Genomic DNA, 15,032 nt, shown 5'->3' with positions numbered 1-15,032 from the left:
TATTAATATCTCATCTATAAGCATTGGTGCAACATTTGCGAATATCCGGGGTTTTGAGCCTGCGCTTTTATTGCACTGAACATCCCAAAGTACCGGCCATTATTCAGTCGCTTTGTTTCAATGAAAATCTGACGAAGCTGAGCTATATGGAATGATCGTAGGTGCTTCAGACCAAGTGGAACACTGAAACCGGCGACGGGCATTCTTGGGAGAGCTTGGCACCTGCTGTAGCGGTCTGCGAACATGTGGTAATGGACTTTGTACAGCTCTTTCATGAGCACTCGGAACTGCGCTGCGTTTGAGAACACCCTGTTGCCTTCATTCGCGGTCTCATGCCTTTCGGTACACTGTAGCGGGGCACGGTACAGGCGCGGGCAGGGGCAAGAAAAAGGCACATTTCCAAGAAAAGTGCCGCTCGCGCATGATGTGTCTTGCCTTGGCTTTGCATTACCGTGCAGGTTGTGCTCAGAACCCGGCGAAACGGGTGGAGAGACGCAATACGAGGTCGGCGTGGGCAGGGTCATCAGCAAATCGGGGGCGATCAGAGCGTTGGGGGCCATGTCGGGCACATCGCTGGACGGTGTGGACGCTGCGGTCGTTGAAACCGATGGGCAGCAGATATTCGGCTTTGGTCCCAGCGGGTATCGCGCTTATTCCGAAGAAGAGCGTGCCACACTGCGCGCGGCGCTGGGGCTTTGGCATGGACCAAAGGTTGATATTTCGGCTGAATTGGTGACCCGGGCACATGCCGAGGTTCTTTCAGAGTTCGAAGAGGTCGACCTGATCGGCTTCCACGGTCAGACATTGGCACATGAGCCGCGTGGGCGTGGCACGTTGCAGGTGGGTGACGGGTTGGGTCTGTCGCAGGCTTTGGGGCTGCCGGTGGTCTGGGATTTTCGCAGCGATGATGTGGCGCTGGGCGGAGAGGGTGCGCCTCTGGCCCCGTTCTTTCATTTCGCCTGCGCCAAATGGATCGGGGCGGAAGAGCCGCTGTGTTTCCTCAATCTGGGCGGTGTTGGGAACCTGACCTATGTTGACCCGTCTTTTGACGGGCCAGAAGCGCCAGGGGCGTTGCTGGCTTTCGACACCGGACCTGCCAACGCGCCGGTTGACGATCTGATGCAGGCGCGCTTGGGGTTGCCGATGGATCGGGACGGCGCGCTGGCCCGAGAGGGTACGGTCGAGACCGGCGCACTGGAGCTGTTTCTGGCCGAGCCCTATTTCAACCGAATGCCGCCCAAATCGCTGGACCGGAATGATTTCTCGGAAATGATTGGTCTTGTGACCGAGCTGAGCGATGCGGATGCGGTGGCCACGTTGACCGGGATGAGCGCTGCGGGTGTGCTGCAGGGGATGGAGCATTGTCCCAAGCCGCCTGTGCGCATGCTGGTTACCGGTGGCGGACGTCACAACCCAGTGCTGATGGAAATGCTGCGCGTGTCGCTGGATTGCCCGGTCGAGCCGGTTGAGGCGGTTGGGCTGGACGGAGACATGCTGGAAGCGCAGGCCTTTGCCTACCTTGCCGTGCGTGTGGCGCGGGGATTGCCGACCTCTTGCCCGGGTACCACCGGGGTAAGTGCGCTGGTCGGGGGCGGTGTCGTGTCGTCTCCGGCGAGGGGTGTCGTGGTGAGCGGGTAGGGGGCTCTGCCCCGGTCGCTGCGCGACTCCCCGAGGTATTTTTGGCCAGATGAAGAGGCGGATCTAGCGATTTAGGGCGCGGGCGTAATCCAGGGTGAATTCGGTGTAGCCGTCCGAGGTGGATTGCAGGTGTGCTTGGGTCCAGCGGTGGAAGGCTGGAAGGTGGTGGAAAGGCACGTTTGGAAAGGCGTGGTGCTCCGCGTGGTAGGGCATGTTCCAGGCCAGAAATCGGATCATTCGATTGGTAAAGGTGGTACGGGAGTTTTCGAGCATGTTTGCCACCGGCGGGCAGAGGCCGTGTTCGGCGAGCAGGTATAGGCGCAGGAAAGGCTGGCCGATAAGGGCGGGCAGAAGCCAGAGCCAGAACAACAAGGGGCTGAAGAACAGGCTGAGTGCGGCCAGGGCATATAGTGTGGACAATATTCGGGCTTCGGTTCGTATGGCGTGGTGCTGGCGGGTTGGCAGGTAAGCGGCGCCAATCCTGCCGCGCGCGTTGTCGGTCAACACACGGGCCATACCTGTCCAATATGGCCAACCGCTGAGATAGATCGCAAGGCTGCGCCAGTTTTCGGGGCGGGGTTTGCCGCCAAGTTCCGGGTCTTTGGTTGGGTGGTTTGTCCATTTGTGATGGGCAAGGTGAAAGTAGCGAAACCATGTGAACGGCAGGCAGATAGGAATTGAGACAAGGTGCCCAACCGCTTCGTTGATCCAAGGGGTTTTGAACGGCGTCTTGTGGGTGCACTCGTGGCTGAGCGTAAAGAGGAAAACCAGCAATAGGCCTTGCGGCAGGAGCAGTAGCGGCCAGAGGGGAACCTGTAGGATGATACCGGTGCTGGTTGCTGTCAAAGCGCCGAAATAGATCGCTAGATGTCTGAGACCTGCCATGTCTGACCGCTGTTGCAGCCTGTCCTTGGTCTCGGGCGGGATCGCGGCGATCAGGGCGCGGTGGTCCATGGAATTACACTCCTGGAATATCAAAGCCGGGTGGCGCGAGTTCAAACCCGTCAAATTCAAATCCCGGTGAAACAGTGCAACTGACCAGCGTGTAGTCTCCACTGCTGCGCGCCGCCTGCCAATGGCCCTTAGGTACAATAAGCTGCGGTGCGCCTTGGGTCAGATCAGGTGTGAGGGTGTGGTCTTTGGCAGGGCCTGTATCGGAGGCGCTGAGCGAGAGGATCAGCGGAGCGCCGGAATGGTAGAGCCAGATCTCGGTCGCATCTACCTTGTGCCAGTGGCTGCGCTCACCCTCTGCCAGTAGGAAGTAGATGCAAGTGCCGGTGGCACGTCCGGGATTGTCGGCGCGCCAGGTCTCTTTGAACCAGCCGCCTTCGGGGTGCTGCTGCAGGTTCAGGTGTTGGATGATGTCTTGCGCGGTCATGGAAGCCTCGGGTCTGTTTGTGGGATTATGCACGCACGCGCACGATCTGCTATGGCAATTGTGTATGCAGAGCATATGTTTGCCGCATGACTTTGACGATCCCGTTTGACAACAGCTATGTTCGCCTGCCGGACACCTTCTTTGCGCGGCAGGGGCCTGTGCCTGTGCGTGCACCGAAGCTTGTTGCCTTCAACAGTGATCTGGCGCGACTGTTGCGGATTGCGCCGGGCGACGTAGAAGAGATGGCGCAGGCTTTTGCGGGCAATACTGTGCCCGAAGGGGCCGAGCCGCTGGCGCAGTTATATTCCGGGCATCAGTTTGGCACCTATAACCCTCAACTAGGAGATGGGCGCGCGGTTTTGTTAGGTGAGACGGTCGGAACCGACGGGATTCGGCGGGATATTCAATTGAAGGGCTCAGGGCAGACACCTTTCTCGCGCCAGGGAGATGGACGTGCCTGGCTGGGGCCGGTTTTGCGCGAATATGTGGTTTCCGAGGCGATGCATGCGCTGGGCATTCCCACCACGCGCGCCTTGGCAACGGTTGAAACCGGAGAGATCGTGCTGCGCGAGGGTCCGATGCCCGGGGCGGTACTGACACGTGTGGCGCAGAGCCATTTGCGGGTGGGCACGTTTCAGGTGTTTGCAGCGCGAGGGCAGATAGAGAGCCTGCAACGGCTGACTGAATATGCCGTTCAGCGCCACTATCCTGAGGCGGACGGGGCTATGGGTTTGTTGCGCGCGGTTCGGGATGCGCAGGCCGGGTTGATCGCTCGATGGATGAGCGTGGGTTTCATTCACGGGGTCATGAATACTGACAACAGCTCGATCGCCGGTGAGACGATCGACTATGGCCCATGTGCGTTCATGGACAGCTATCACCCGAATACAGTCTATAGCTCGATCGACCGGATGGGGCGGTATGCCTACTCGAACCAGCCTGAGATTGCGGTTTGGAATCTGGCGCAGCTGGCAACGGCCCTAATTCAGCAGTTTGAGGACAAGGACGCAGCTGTCGAAGAGGCCACCGAAATTGTCCATGCCATGCCTGCGTTGATGCAGGCACATTGGCTGGAACGTTTCAGGGCCAAGATCGGATTGGTTCGGGCAGAGGAGGGGGATCTTGAAATGATCTCGGACCTGTTGACGCGGATGGCGCAGAATCAGGCGGATTTCTCAAACACGTTCCGCGCGCTGGGCAGCGACCGCGCGCGAGACCAGTTTGCCGACCCGGCGGCTTTTGACGAATGGGCAAAGGGGTGGCAGGAACGCTTGGCGCGTGAGGATGCGCCTTCGGACGTGATGGATGCGGCCAATCCGGCCTTCATTCCACGCAATCATCGGGTGGAGCAGATGATTCAGGCTGCGGTGCAGGGCGATTACGCACCGTTCAATCGGCTGAATGAAGTGCTGTCACGGCCGTATGAGGATCAACCAGAATCAGCTGACCTGATGCGCCCTCCGGCGAAGAACGAGGTCGTACACGCGACATTCTGCGGTACGTAACAAAGAGACGGTTTCTTATGAAGAAACCGAGCCTGAAACTTTTGAAGTTTCAGGTTTCGAGGCTATCGGGGCGTGTCTGCAAAGGGTTCGGCGATCACCTGACACGCATCTTCATAGACAACGTAGCCGATCCGGTCTGATCGCAGAGTATCGATCTGATATCCGTTTTCTTTGAGCAGTGCGACCATCTCATACGACTTGCCCAAAACCTCATTGGCTTCGGGTTTGAACCAGCTAAGGCCTTTGGTGTTGCGCTGAAAGGCGCCTTTAGATTTTGTCCTGTTGAAACGATAGGGGATTTCAAGGTTTTCCCGGAACCAAGCCAATAGCGCCTCAATTCGATCGAATGTGTATTTATCCAGCGCGGTGGTGTCGCGCAGGTCGTAGGCCGCGCAGAAGAACCCCTGACGCGCGTCCATATCTTCTATCTTGATCGGGTGGACAAACCTTATGAACATGATCGTGAAGGTGGCCGAGAGGCTGCGCGGGCTCAAGGCCGTTTTGCACAAATGTTAGCGGAGCAAGCGGCGCGTTGCCATTCAGCGCTGGGTTCGGCTTGCACTTGTCCGACCAGTTGGCGATCTTGGGTTAAATCAGTTTAAGTGTGCCGATGACCTACCGCTCAACCCTGCGCCTTGCCAGTTACAACATTCAGAAATGCGTGGGACTCGATTTCCGGCGGCAGCCGCAGCGGATATTGCAGGTCATCGAAAGCATGCAGGCCGATATCGTTGTTCTGCAGGAGGCGGACAAACGATTGCCGCCCCGTCCTGCCGCTTTGCCACATTTCATGTTGGATGAGGCCGGGTGGCAGATCGTGGACCTGGGCGGTGCCGGTAGTCTTGGTTGGCATGGCAACGCGGTGATCTGGCGTGGGGACGCCATTCAGGTGCGTCAGGCAGGTCATCATGATTTGCCGGGTCTGGAGCCCCGCGGCGCCGTGCGGGTCGAGTTTGATACGCAGATCGGGCCTTTGCGGGTGATGGGGATGCATCTTGGGCTTTTGCCGGCGTCGCGACGCCAACAGATCAGTCATATCCGTCGATGTGATTCTGATCTGGAACACATGCCCACCGTCTGGGCCGGGGATTTCAACGAATGGTCACGCCAGCCGGTTCTTGATCATTTGGCCCCGGACATGCGGTTTCTTCCTCCGGTTCCAAGCTTCCCGGCCGCGCAGCCATTGGGGGCACTGGACAGAATCGCGGTGGGGCAGGGGCTTGAGGCTGCACTGCACGGGGTGCATGATGCGCGGCCCGCGCATATCGCCTCGGATCATTTGCCGATCTGGGCCGATCTGCGACGCATCGCCTGACCGCAAAATCGTCTGTGGCGCAGGGCGCGTAGACATATTAAGACAGAACACCGAACAGTCCCGGGGGTCACCATGTCCGACACGATTATCGCCCGTTGCGAAGCCAAGGGCCTGCGCATGACCGGCCAGCGGCGGACCATTGCACAGGTCTTGCAGCAAAGCGAAGATCACCCGGATGTAGAAGAGCTTTATGCCCGTGCTTCAGCCGAAGATGCGGGAATTTCGATCGCGACAGTCTATCGTACCGTGAAGTTGTTCGAAGAGGCCGGGATACTTGAGCGGCTGGAGTTCGGTGACGGGCGCGCGCGGTACGAAGATGCGGAGCGCGATCACCACGACCACCTGATCGACATGCAGTCAGGCGAGGTGATCGAGTTTGTCGACCCTGAGATAGAAGCTCTGCAAGAAAAGATTGCGGCCAAGCTTGGCTACAGGCTGAAAGGCCATCGCCTTGAATTGTACGGCGTACCGTTAGAAAAAGACTGACACATCACGAAAATCGATCGGTCGGTGAACGCGATTTCATCGAACATGTCGTAATACTTCTTGCGACGTCGCAAAGGTTGCGGTTTTGCTGCCGGAAAGGTCCGCCTGTCAGCGGCCTGTTCCAATGGAAACGCGCATGAACAACGTAAACGGCATTTTGCTGATCATCGGCTCGATGGCGGCCTTCGCGCTTGAGGACATGTTCATCAAGCATCTCTCGGTCAGTGTGTCGACCGGGCAGATCATGATCGCATTGGGTCTGATCTGCGGGGCTGTGTTTACGCTTATGTCTATGGCGACACGCAAACGCATCTTCGACCCGGTCGCGTGGCAACCTTTGCCGCTGATCCGTGCCGGGACCGAAGCCTTTGGTGCGCTCAGCTTCGTGACCGCGCTGTCACTTGTTGATCTGTCGACTGTGGCGGCGGTTTTTCAGGCGATGCCTCTATTTGTCACGATGGGGGCAGCACTGTTTCTGGGCGAGCAGGTCGGTTGGCGTCGTTGGAGCGCCATCGGCATCGGCTTTGTCGGCGTCTTGATGATCATCCGCCCCGGTTTCGAGGGATTCCAGCCGGAATCTCTGTTTGTTTTGGTCTCGGTCGTTGCGATCGCGGCACGTGATCTGATCACACGCAGGTTGGATGTTCGTGTGGCCTCGTCGGTCGTCGCATTGCAGGCCTATATCGGAGTGGCGCTGGCTGGTGCGGCCCTTATGGTGTTCACAGCACAGCCCGTTGTGCCGCTGCAAGCTGCGCAGATCGGGCCTTATCTGGGTGCCATCGGGTTCGGCGTTTTGGGCTATTACGGCATCGTAACCGCGATGCGGATTGGCGAAGCTTCAGCGCTGACGCCATTTCGGTATACTCGGTTGGTGTTCTCGATCACGGCCGGGATGCTGATGTTTGGCGAACGCCCCGACAGCATGACGTTGGCCGGTGCCGGTCTGATTATCGGATCAGGTCTGTATACTTTCATTCGAGAACGCCAGCTGGCGCGGGCATTGGCATTGGCCTAAGCGCCCGCGACCTGTTGGCGCAAACAGCAAACTGTTAGCCCTAAAGGCTGAAAAATATAAGTGTTAGCGATAACGGAAACGGTTTACTTTTCGCCGCGTGCTGGTATGAGGCATGCAACCGTTGGCATCATTGGGACCCGTATCATGAGCACGATCATCGACATCCACGCACGCGAAATACTGGACAGCCGGGGCAACCCGACGGTCGAAGTGGACGTGATTCTGGAAGACGGCACCATGGGCCGCGCCGCTGTGCCTTCAGGGGCGTCGACCGGCGCCTACGAGGCGGTGGAAAAGCGCGATGGTGACAAATCTCGTTACATGGGCAAGGGCGTGCTGGAAGCGGTTGCTGCCGTTAACGGTGAGATCGCCGAAGAACTGGTGGGCTTTGACGCGACCGAGCAGGTGGCCATCGATCAGGCGATGATTGAACTCGACGGGACCGAGAACAAGGGCCGTCTGGGCGCGAACGCTATCCTGGGTGTCTCGCTGGCGACGGCTAAGGCGGCTGCGGATTTCACCACGCAGCCTCTGTACCGCTATGTTGGCGGTACCTCGGCGCGCGTTCTTCCGGTTCCGATGATGAACATCATCAACGGGGGTGAGCACGCCGATAACCCAATCGACATTCAGGAATTCATGATCATGCCGACCTCGGCCGCGAATATCCGCGAAGCCGTGCGCATGGGGTCCGAGGTGTTCCATACGCTCAAGCGCGAGCTGTCGGCTGCCGGTCTGGCCACCGGAGTGGGGGACGAAGGTGGTTTTGCCCCTAACATCGCTTCGACCCGTGAGGCACTGGATTTCATCCTGCAGGCGGTCGAAAAAGCGGGCTACAAACCCGGCGAAGAGATCCATCTGGCGCTGGACTGCGCCGCCACCGAATACTACCGCGACGGAAAATATGTTCTGTCGGGTGAAAACATCTCGCTGACCTCAGAGGAAAACGCTGAGTATCTGGCGACATTGGTCAAAGATTACCCAATTATCTCGATCGAAGACGGTATGTCCGAGGACGATTGGGATGGCTGGAAAGCGCTGACTGATGCCATCGGCAACGAAGTACAACTGGTCGGCGACGACCTGTTCGTAACCAACCCAGAGCGTTTGGCCGAGGGAATCGATCGTGGCTGTGCCAACTCGATGCTGGTCAAGGTGAACCAGATTGGATCACTGACCGAAACTCTGCGCGCCGTCGATATGGCCCACCGTGCACGGTATACCAACGTGATGTCGCATCGCTCGGGCGAGACCGAAGATGCCACCATTGCCGATTTGGCTGTGGCGACCAACTGCGGGCAGATCAAAACCGGCTCGTTGGCGCGGTCGGACCGGTTGGCCAAATACAACCAGCTGATCCGCATCGAGGAATCGCTGGGTGAGGTCGCAGAATACGCCGGCGCGTCGATCCTGAAGCGCTGAGTTTGGCGTACTTGGTAAAACCAGATCAGGCCCCGGTAGAACGCCGGGGCCATTTTTTTCTTTGAGTCATTACCGATCCGTCTAAGCTGGGCATCGAAGGCCAACATGGGAGAGGGCGATTTATGACAACATTCAAACGCATCGTTGGCGCTGGGGCGCTATTGATCCTGCCTCAGCTTGCAGGGGCTGATCGTCCGCCTCAGGCAGTGTGCCAGAAAATGGTGGAAGGCGATCCCAGCGGGCAGGTCACGATGGAGGAATGCCTGTGCACCTATAACGTCGCCAACACGGTTTTGGACGATGATATCAAAGAATTATTGTTCGAGTCCTGGTACACCGGTGAGAACATAACTGAACAGTTGAATGCGCTGCCCAAACCCAAACGCGTGCCCCGGCAGTTCAAGACCATGGAGCAGACGTTCAATAAGAACTGCCGCTGATCGTTAAGCTAAACAAACATAAATGTCGTTATGTGTGAACTTGTTCCTATTGCGGCGCTGTGACTCCCGATAGTCTGCAAGCATTGCAGAAAGGGGGACGATATGTCTGCTTCAAAGGTCTTTCTCGTAATTTCAATGCTTTGCACGGGGATGCTGGCCGCATGTTCAGAGCCTGGGACCTATCCGATCACAGGGATGCAGGTTTCGCAGGATGATCCGGTGCAGGAAATGGCAAATCCGGCGGTAATCTTCCGGGGGGAATCGCGCTAAAGCGATTTGCTCATCAGCATGTAGCGATCGCGCGGTTTAAAACCTGACCGCAGATATAGTTTCTGCGCGGTTTCGTTGGTCCGGTCGACCTCAAGATGCAGGGCGGTCAGACCGGCCTCGGCCAGCGCCTTGGGGAGATCATGCAGCACTTCGGTGGCGATACCGCGTCCGCGGACGGCGGGGCGGATGTAAATCTCATCTACAAAGGCATCCATGCCACCAAACTCGACCGACCAACCGAAGGTGAGGATGACATAGCCCAGCGGTGCGCGGCCCGGACCGATCAGATATATGCACCCATGGGGAATTCCATCCAGTAGAGGGGTCAGCGCGTTGCGACGTTTCTCGTCATCCTGCGCGATGCCGGATTCCGAGTGAAACGCCGCGACCAGCGCCATCAGTCGGTCCAGATCGTCGGGGCGGGCAAGGCGGAGTGCGGCGGTCATAGGCGGGCAAGTCTTTCTGTGAGCAGATCGAAGAAACCTTGGGCATCCACGTCACCCATGAACATGGCGTTTGGTGCGCGATCAGTGACCCGCCACCAGTCGGCCACTGTCATGCCCAACGTCAATTCTGATTGGGTTTCGATCTCAACATTGATGTGGCGGCCCGAGAACAACTCGGGTCGGATTAGATAGGCGGTGACGCAGGGGTCGTGCAGCGGTGCGCCCTCCGATCCGTATTTTTCTTTGTCGAAACGTTCGAAGAAATCGGTCATCTCTGCCACTGCATGACCAATGTTGCTGTCCAATGCCCGGAATGCATCGTTGCGATGGGGCGTGACAAGCGCATCATGTGTGACATCCAGCGGCATGACTACGATGTGAATGCCGGATTTAAACACAATATCAGCGGCTTCCGGGTCGACATAAATGTTGAATTCGGCTGCTGGTGTGATGTTTCCAACCTCAAAATACGCACCACCCATCAGCACGATTTCCTGCACCCGGTTGATGATGTCGGGCGCTTTCTGGAACGCTGTGGCGATGTTCGTCAGCGGCCCCAGAGGGCAGAGCGTCACCGTGCCGGGCTCATGTGCGCGTAGGGTATCGATGATAAAATCGACCGCGTGACCCTCGGCCAGGGGCATTTCGGGATCTGGCAAAACAGGGCCGTCGAGCCCTGTTTTGCCATGCACATGCTCGGCGGTGACGAGCGGGCGTTTCAGGGGGCGATCGCATCCGGCGTAGACGAGGATATCGGTGTGACCTGCCAACTCGCACACGATGCGGGCGTTTTTGGCGGTCAGCTCCAAAGGCACGTTTCCAGCGACGGCGGTAATACCCAGAACCTCGATCTCTTCGGGGCTGGCAAGCGCCAGAAGAATGGCGACGGCGTCGTCCTGTCCGGGATCGGTGTCGATTATGATCTTGCGGGGCATTGTGGTCTCCGGGGCCGTGAAGGGCGGACACTCGCAAGTGTCGCGGGGCTTGTCCAGCGGTTTCAGGCCTCGCGTGCGGCATCCACCGGCGGGAGTTTGCCGTTGGCGCGGTGTTCCTCGATTTTCACCTCGTCCCACAGCGCGTCCATTTCGGCCAGATCACTTTGGGTGGGCGTTTTTCCGCGTTCGGCCAGCCGGGCTTCGACCTTCTCAAAACGACGAGTAAACTTGGCGTTTGTGCGGCGAAGGGCAGCCTCGGGTTCGATGCCCAGATGGCGGCCAAGGTTGACCATCACAAACAGCAGATCGCCGAATTCATCCTCAAGCGCGTCGGCATCCATGCTGTCGCGCGCCTCTTCCAGTTCGGCGGCCTCTTCGGTGATTTTGGCCAGCACATGGCTGGCGTCGGGCCAGTCGAACCCTACGCGCGCGGCACGTTTCTGCAGCTTATGTGCGCGTAGCAGGGCGGGCAGGTTGGCGGCGACACCGTCTAGTGCACCTTTTTGTTCTTTGCCCGCACGTTCGGCGGCTTTGATGGTTTCCCAGTCCTTTGTCTGTTGATCCGCCGACTTGTCTCGGGACTCATCACCGAAGACATGTGGGTGACGGGTAACCATCTTGTCCGACATGGTGCGCACCACGTCCTGAAAGGTAAAATGCCCAGCCTCTTCAGCCATTTGCGCGTGGAAGACGGATTGGAACAGCAGGTCGCCCAGCTCTCCCTTCAATTCGTCATAAGCCTCGCGTTCGATGGCATCGGCGACTTCATAGGCTTCTTCGATCGTATAGGGCGCGATGGTCGAAAAATCCTGTTCGATATCCCACGGGCAACCGGATTGAGGGTCGCGTAGGCGGCGCATGATTTCCAGCAAACGCTCGATACCTGCGTCCGTGTCGTGGATCAGAGGATTTTCGGCCATTGCGAACCCTTTCGTTCCGGTGTCAGATGCATCCATCCCGCAGTCAGGATCAGGAGTCCACCCCAGATGCCCGTCGTCAACCGAATTGCCGATTACGCCGCTGATATGGCCAAGTGGCGCCAGCACCTTCACACCATCCCCGAATTGGAGTTCGAATGCTATGAGACCGCCGCCTTTGTGGCCGAGCGTCTGCGCGAGTTTGGGGTGGATGAACTGCATGAGGGAATCGCCAAAACCGGCATGGTCGCGATCATCAACGGGCAGGGCGAGGGACCGACTATTGGTCTGCGCGCTGACATGGATGCATTGCCGATTACCGAGGAAACGGGCGTGGACTACGCCTCGAAGAACCCCGGTAAGATGCATGCCTGCGGTCATGACGGGCACACAACCATGCTGCTGGGTGCTGCGCGCTATCTGGCCGAAACGCGGAATTTCGCGGGCCGCGTTGCGCTGATCTTTCAGCCTGCCGAGGAAGAGGGCGGCGGCGCGGGCGTGATGGTTGAAGAAGGCATCATGGATCGGTTCAATATCTCTCAGGTTTACGGCATCCATAACACTCCGGGTCGGCCCGAAGGGCTGTTCGAAACCACGCCGGGGCCGCTGATGGCCGCAGTAGATACGTTTGAGATCCATATTCAGGGCGTGGGCGGCCACGGGGCAATGCCGCATGAGACGCGCGACCCAGTGATGGCAGCTTGCGGGATGGCGCAGGCGATCCAAACTATCGTCAGCCGCAACCACTATGCGCTGGACGATCTGGTGGTGTCGGTGACGCAGATACACACCGGAACAGTGAATAACGTGATACCTGATACCGCTTATCTGAACGGCACCGTTCGCACCTTTGATCCGGCCGTGCAAAGGATGGTCAAAGAGAGAATGGCGCAGATCGTGGCGGGGCAGGCGGCCTCGTACGGTGTTGAAGCCAAACTGGACTATCAGGAGGGTTATCCCGCCACTATCAACGACGCCGACAAGGCGGCATTCGCGGCTGAAGTGGCGCGGGATGTATCCGGCGCGGAACGCGTGAAAGATGATGCTGGGCGTGAGATGGGGGCAGAGGATTTTTCCTACATGCTGCAGGCCCGACCCGGTGCTTACCTGTTCATGGGGCAAGGAGATGGCGCGGGGCTGCACCATCCGAAATACAACTTCAATGACGACGTCGCGCCGATCGGAGCGTCCTTCTTCGCACGGATCGTCGAAAAGGCACAGCCGTTGGGCTGACAGGGAAAAGACATGGCACTGGAAGATGCAAAGAACCAGGTGGATGAGGCATTCACCAACCCCGATCTTAAGGGGCTGTCCTATGAAAACACCTTTGGCGGCGCGACTTCATTCCTGCGGCGGCTTTATACCAAAGACCTGACTGGTGCGGATATTGCTGTAACCGGCGTGCCTTTCGATCAGGCGGTGACAAACCGCCCCGGAACCCGGCTTGGCCCTCGCGCGATCCGTGAGGCGAGCGCGCTGCAATCGCCGGATGCGCCTTATGGCTGGCCTTTTGATGCTCTGAGTGAGCTGGCCATCGTGGATTATGGCGACATGGCCTATGACTACGCCAATATCCCGGCCTTTCCCGACACGCTGACCGACCACATTCGGACCATTCTGAAGGCCGATGTCGCTTCGGTCACGCTGGGCGGGGATCATTATATCAGCTTCCCGATCCTCAAAGCTTATGCCGAGAAATATGGGCCGATGTCGCTGCTGCAATTTGATGCGCATACGGACACCTGGGCCGATGACGACATGTCCCGCGTGGATCACGGGACGATGTTCTACAAGGCAGTGAAATCGGGGTTGGTTGATCCGAAACGCTCGGTTCAGGTGGGCATTCGCACTACAAACGAAGACACGTTGGGCGTCAACATCATCGACGCGCGCGAGGTTTACGAATCCGGCCCAGCCGCCGTGGCGCAGAAGATCAGGGGTATTCTGGGCGACAGCCCCGTGTACCTGAGCTTCGACATCGACGGTCTGGATCCTGCTTTTGCGCCCGGTACTGGTACGCCGGTCTGGGGTGGGCTGAGTTCGATTCAGGCGCAAATCATCCTGCGCGACATTGCCGGGATCAACCTCAAAGGTGGCGACGTGGTCGAGGTTTCTCCGCCGTATGACACCTCTGGTGCGACGGCGATTGCGGGGGCTCATGTGGCAACACAGATCATTTGCCTTTTGGGGTGGAACAAGCTGGTGAAGCCTTAACCTTTGGTTAGGCATAATCCCGGTATCTGCTTGGTGAGGCACCGGATCGGAGACATTACATGACCCAATACAACCAACCGATTGGCGGCAATGATCTGGCACGGTTTTCGGGGCCGAACACGTTTATGCGGTTGCCACAGGCGTCGTCGCTGGACGGGCTGGATGTGGCGATCCTGGGGGTTCCGATGGATATCGGCACTTCGTGGCGGTCGGGCACACGGTTCGGACCCAAGCAGATTCGCAGTGAAAGTGCGATGATCCGGCCCTATAACATGTCCAATGGCGCGGCGCCCTTCGACCATCTGCAGATCGCAGATATCGGCGATCTGGCGATCAACACTTTCTCGCTCGCCGATAGTCTTAAGATCATCAAGGAAAGCTATGACGGCATTTTGGCGCAAGGTGTTGTACCAGTGGCGATGGGTGGGGATCACTCGATCACTTTGCCGATCCTGCGGGCGATGGCAGCCAAGCACGGGCCTGTGGCTCTGGTGCACGTGGACGCTCATGCTGACGTGAATGATGAGATGTTCGGTGAAAAGGAAACCCACGGCACTGTCTTCCGGCGCGCCTATGAGGAAGGGCTGATTGTCCCTGACAAGACCTTTCAGATCGGCATTCGAGGCTCGGGTTACGCCGCCAGCGACTTTACCGAGGCACAGGGTTGGGGGTTCCGTCAGTACCCGGCGTGGGAGCTGTGGCAACAGAACCTGACCGAAATCGGCTCTTTGATCCGTAAAACTGTTGACGATCACCCGGTCTATATCACCTACGATATCGACAGCCTCGATCCGGCCTATGCACCCGGAACAGGCACGCCCGAGATCGCAGGTCTGACCACTCCGCAGGCGCTGCAGTTGATCCATGCGCTGGCGGGCATGAACGTGGTGGGCTGCGATCTGGTCGAAGTATCTCCACCCTATGATCCGTCGGGCAATACGGCACTGACCGCAGCCAATCTACTGTTCGAGATGCTGTGCATTCTGCCCGGAGTGACGTCACGATAGGGGTGCGACGCCATCCTCTGACCGAGTAAGCAGGGCATAGCGGG

17 protein-coding genes are annotated in these 15,032 nt (G+C 58.3%); 11 read left to right on the top strand and 6 right to left on the bottom strand.

Annotated elements, in window-relative coordinates; all coding sequences use genetic code 11:
* Nucleotides 1-558 precede the first annotated feature (558 nt).
* Complete coding sequence (locus AC1DFB_RS07780) at nucleotides 559-1,638, top strand: anhydro-N-acetylmuramic acid kinase (RefSeq protein WP_370644450.1); 1,080 nt, start codon at nucleotides 559-561, stop codon at nucleotides 1,636-1,638.
* 63 nt (nucleotides 1,639-1,701) lie between these two features.
* Here AC1DFB_RS07780 and AC1DFB_RS07775 read toward each other — a convergent pair whose 3' ends face one another.
* Both AC1DFB_RS07775 and AC1DFB_RS07770 read right to left on the bottom strand, forming a co-directional pair.
* Nucleotides 1,702-2,592: a fatty acid desaturase gene (locus AC1DFB_RS07775; RefSeq protein WP_170422071.1), complete on the bottom strand. Its 891-nt coding sequence runs from the start codon at nucleotides 2,590-2,592 to the stop codon at nucleotides 1,702-1,704.
* A 4-nt stretch (nucleotides 2,593-2,596) separates the two neighbouring features.
* Complete coding sequence (locus tag AC1DFB_RS07770; protein ID WP_170422068.1) at nucleotides 2,597-3,016, bottom strand: cupin domain-containing protein; 420 nt, start codon at nucleotides 3,014-3,016, stop codon at nucleotides 2,597-2,599.
* 86 nt (nucleotides 3,017-3,102) lie between these two features.
* Here AC1DFB_RS07770 and AC1DFB_RS07765 point away from each other — a divergent pair, with 86 nt between their 5' ends.
* The gene (locus tag AC1DFB_RS07765) at nucleotides 3,103-4,521 is read left to right on the top strand and encodes a protein adenylyltransferase SelO (RefSeq protein WP_480922453.1); all 1,419 of its coding nucleotides are present in this window, start codon (nucleotides 3,103-3,105) and stop codon (nucleotides 4,519-4,521) included.
* 62 nt (nucleotides 4,522-4,583) lie between these two features.
* Here AC1DFB_RS07765 and AC1DFB_RS07760 read toward each other — a convergent pair whose 3' ends face one another.
* On the bottom strand, nucleotides 4,584-5,015 hold the full coding sequence (locus tag AC1DFB_RS07760; RefSeq protein WP_480503309.1) for a hypothetical protein: 432 nt from the start codon (nucleotides 5,013-5,015) through the stop codon (nucleotides 4,584-4,586).
* Nucleotides 5,016-5,131: 116 nt separating this feature from the next.
* On the opposite strand from AC1DFB_RS07760, the gene AC1DFB_RS07755 reads away from it, so the two are divergent.
* The 6 genes from AC1DFB_RS07755 to AC1DFB_RS07730 all read left to right on the top strand — a co-directional run bounded on the left by AC1DFB_RS07755 (nucleotide 5,132) and on the right by AC1DFB_RS07730 (nucleotide 9,469).
* Nucleotides 5,132-5,836, top strand: a complete 705-nt coding sequence (locus AC1DFB_RS07755) for an endonuclease/exonuclease/phosphatase family protein (protein ID WP_480922452.1) — start codon at nucleotides 5,132-5,134, stop codon at nucleotides 5,834-5,836.
* Nucleotides 5,837-5,908: 72 nt separating this feature from the next.
* Nucleotides 5,909-6,322 (top strand): Fur family transcriptional regulator, encoded by a 414-nt coding sequence (locus AC1DFB_RS07750; RefSeq protein WP_170396723.1) that lies wholly within the window; start codon nucleotides 5,909-5,911, stop codon nucleotides 6,320-6,322.
* Nucleotides 6,323-6,458: 136 nt separating this feature from the next.
* Nucleotides 6,459-7,337 carry a DMT family transporter gene (locus AC1DFB_RS07745; protein ID WP_170800590.1) on the top strand — a complete coding sequence of 293 codons (879 nt, stop codon included), beginning with the start codon at nucleotides 6,459-6,461 and terminating at the stop codon, nucleotides 7,335-7,337.
* 144 nt (nucleotides 7,338-7,481) lie between these two features.
* Entirely contained in the window at nucleotides 7,482-8,759 is a 1,278-nt protein-coding gene (gene eno, locus AC1DFB_RS07740; RefSeq protein WP_170406273.1) for a phosphopyruvate hydratase, read from the top strand.
* A 122-nt stretch (nucleotides 8,760-8,881) separates the two neighbouring features.
* Nucleotides 8,882-9,199 carry a hypothetical protein gene (locus AC1DFB_RS07735; RefSeq protein WP_170422059.1) on the top strand — a complete coding sequence of 106 codons (318 nt, stop codon included), beginning with the start codon at nucleotides 8,882-8,884 and terminating at the stop codon, nucleotides 9,197-9,199.
* Nucleotides 9,200-9,301: 102 nt separating this feature from the next.
* Complete coding sequence (locus AC1DFB_RS07730; RefSeq protein ID WP_480922451.1) at nucleotides 9,302-9,469, top strand: hypothetical protein; 168 nt, start codon at nucleotides 9,302-9,304, stop codon at nucleotides 9,467-9,469.
* Here AC1DFB_RS07730 and AC1DFB_RS07725 read toward each other — a convergent pair.
* The 3 genes from AC1DFB_RS07725 to mazG all read right to left on the bottom strand — a co-directional run bounded on the left by AC1DFB_RS07725 (nucleotide 9,466) and on the right by mazG (nucleotide 11,770).
* Nucleotides 9,466-9,915, bottom strand: coding sequence for a GNAT family N-acetyltransferase (locus tag AC1DFB_RS07725; protein ID WP_170396732.1), 450 nt, complete (start codon nucleotides 9,913-9,915; stop codon nucleotides 9,466-9,468). The two genes, AC1DFB_RS07730 and AC1DFB_RS07725, sit on opposite strands and share 4 nt — an antisense overlap.
* Nucleotides 9,912-10,850, bottom strand: coding sequence for a nucleoside hydrolase (locus AC1DFB_RS07720; RefSeq protein ID WP_480922450.1), 939 nt, complete (start codon nucleotides 10,848-10,850; stop codon nucleotides 9,912-9,914). The genes AC1DFB_RS07725 and AC1DFB_RS07720 overlap by 4 nt, the downstream gene beginning before the upstream one ends.
* A 62-nt stretch (nucleotides 10,851-10,912) precedes the next feature.
* Nucleotides 10,913-11,770: a nucleoside triphosphate pyrophosphohydrolase gene (gene mazG / locus AC1DFB_RS07715; RefSeq protein ID WP_170662754.1), complete on the bottom strand. Its 858-nt coding sequence runs from the start codon at nucleotides 11,768-11,770 to the stop codon at nucleotides 10,913-10,915.
* 66 nt (nucleotides 11,771-11,836) lie between these two features.
* Between mazG and AC1DFB_RS07710 the strand changes: the two genes are divergently transcribed.
* From AC1DFB_RS07710 to speB (AC1DFB_RS07700), 3 genes are read left to right on the top strand one after another with little or no spacing between them, the layout of a single operon-like run.
* Nucleotides 11,837-13,000, top strand: coding sequence for a M20 aminoacylase family protein (locus tag AC1DFB_RS07710; RefSeq protein WP_170406258.1), 1,164 nt, complete (start codon nucleotides 11,837-11,839; stop codon nucleotides 12,998-13,000).
* A gap of 12 nt (nucleotides 13,001-13,012) precedes the next feature.
* Nucleotides 13,013-13,981, top strand: coding sequence for an agmatinase (speB, locus tag AC1DFB_RS07705; protein WP_170406255.1), 969 nt, complete (start codon nucleotides 13,013-13,015; stop codon nucleotides 13,979-13,981).
* 59 nt (nucleotides 13,982-14,040) lie between these two features.
* Nucleotides 14,041-14,988: an agmatinase gene (speB, locus tag AC1DFB_RS07700; protein ID WP_170396741.1), complete on the top strand. Its 948-nt coding sequence runs from the start codon at nucleotides 14,041-14,043 to the stop codon at nucleotides 14,986-14,988.
* Nucleotides 14,989-15,032: the final 44 nt, after the last annotated feature.

It is taken from the genome of Ruegeria sp. S84 (assembly GCF_056583445.1).
Note: the sequence above shows the minus strand (reverse complement) of the source record. Positions and strands in the feature narration are given on the sequence as shown.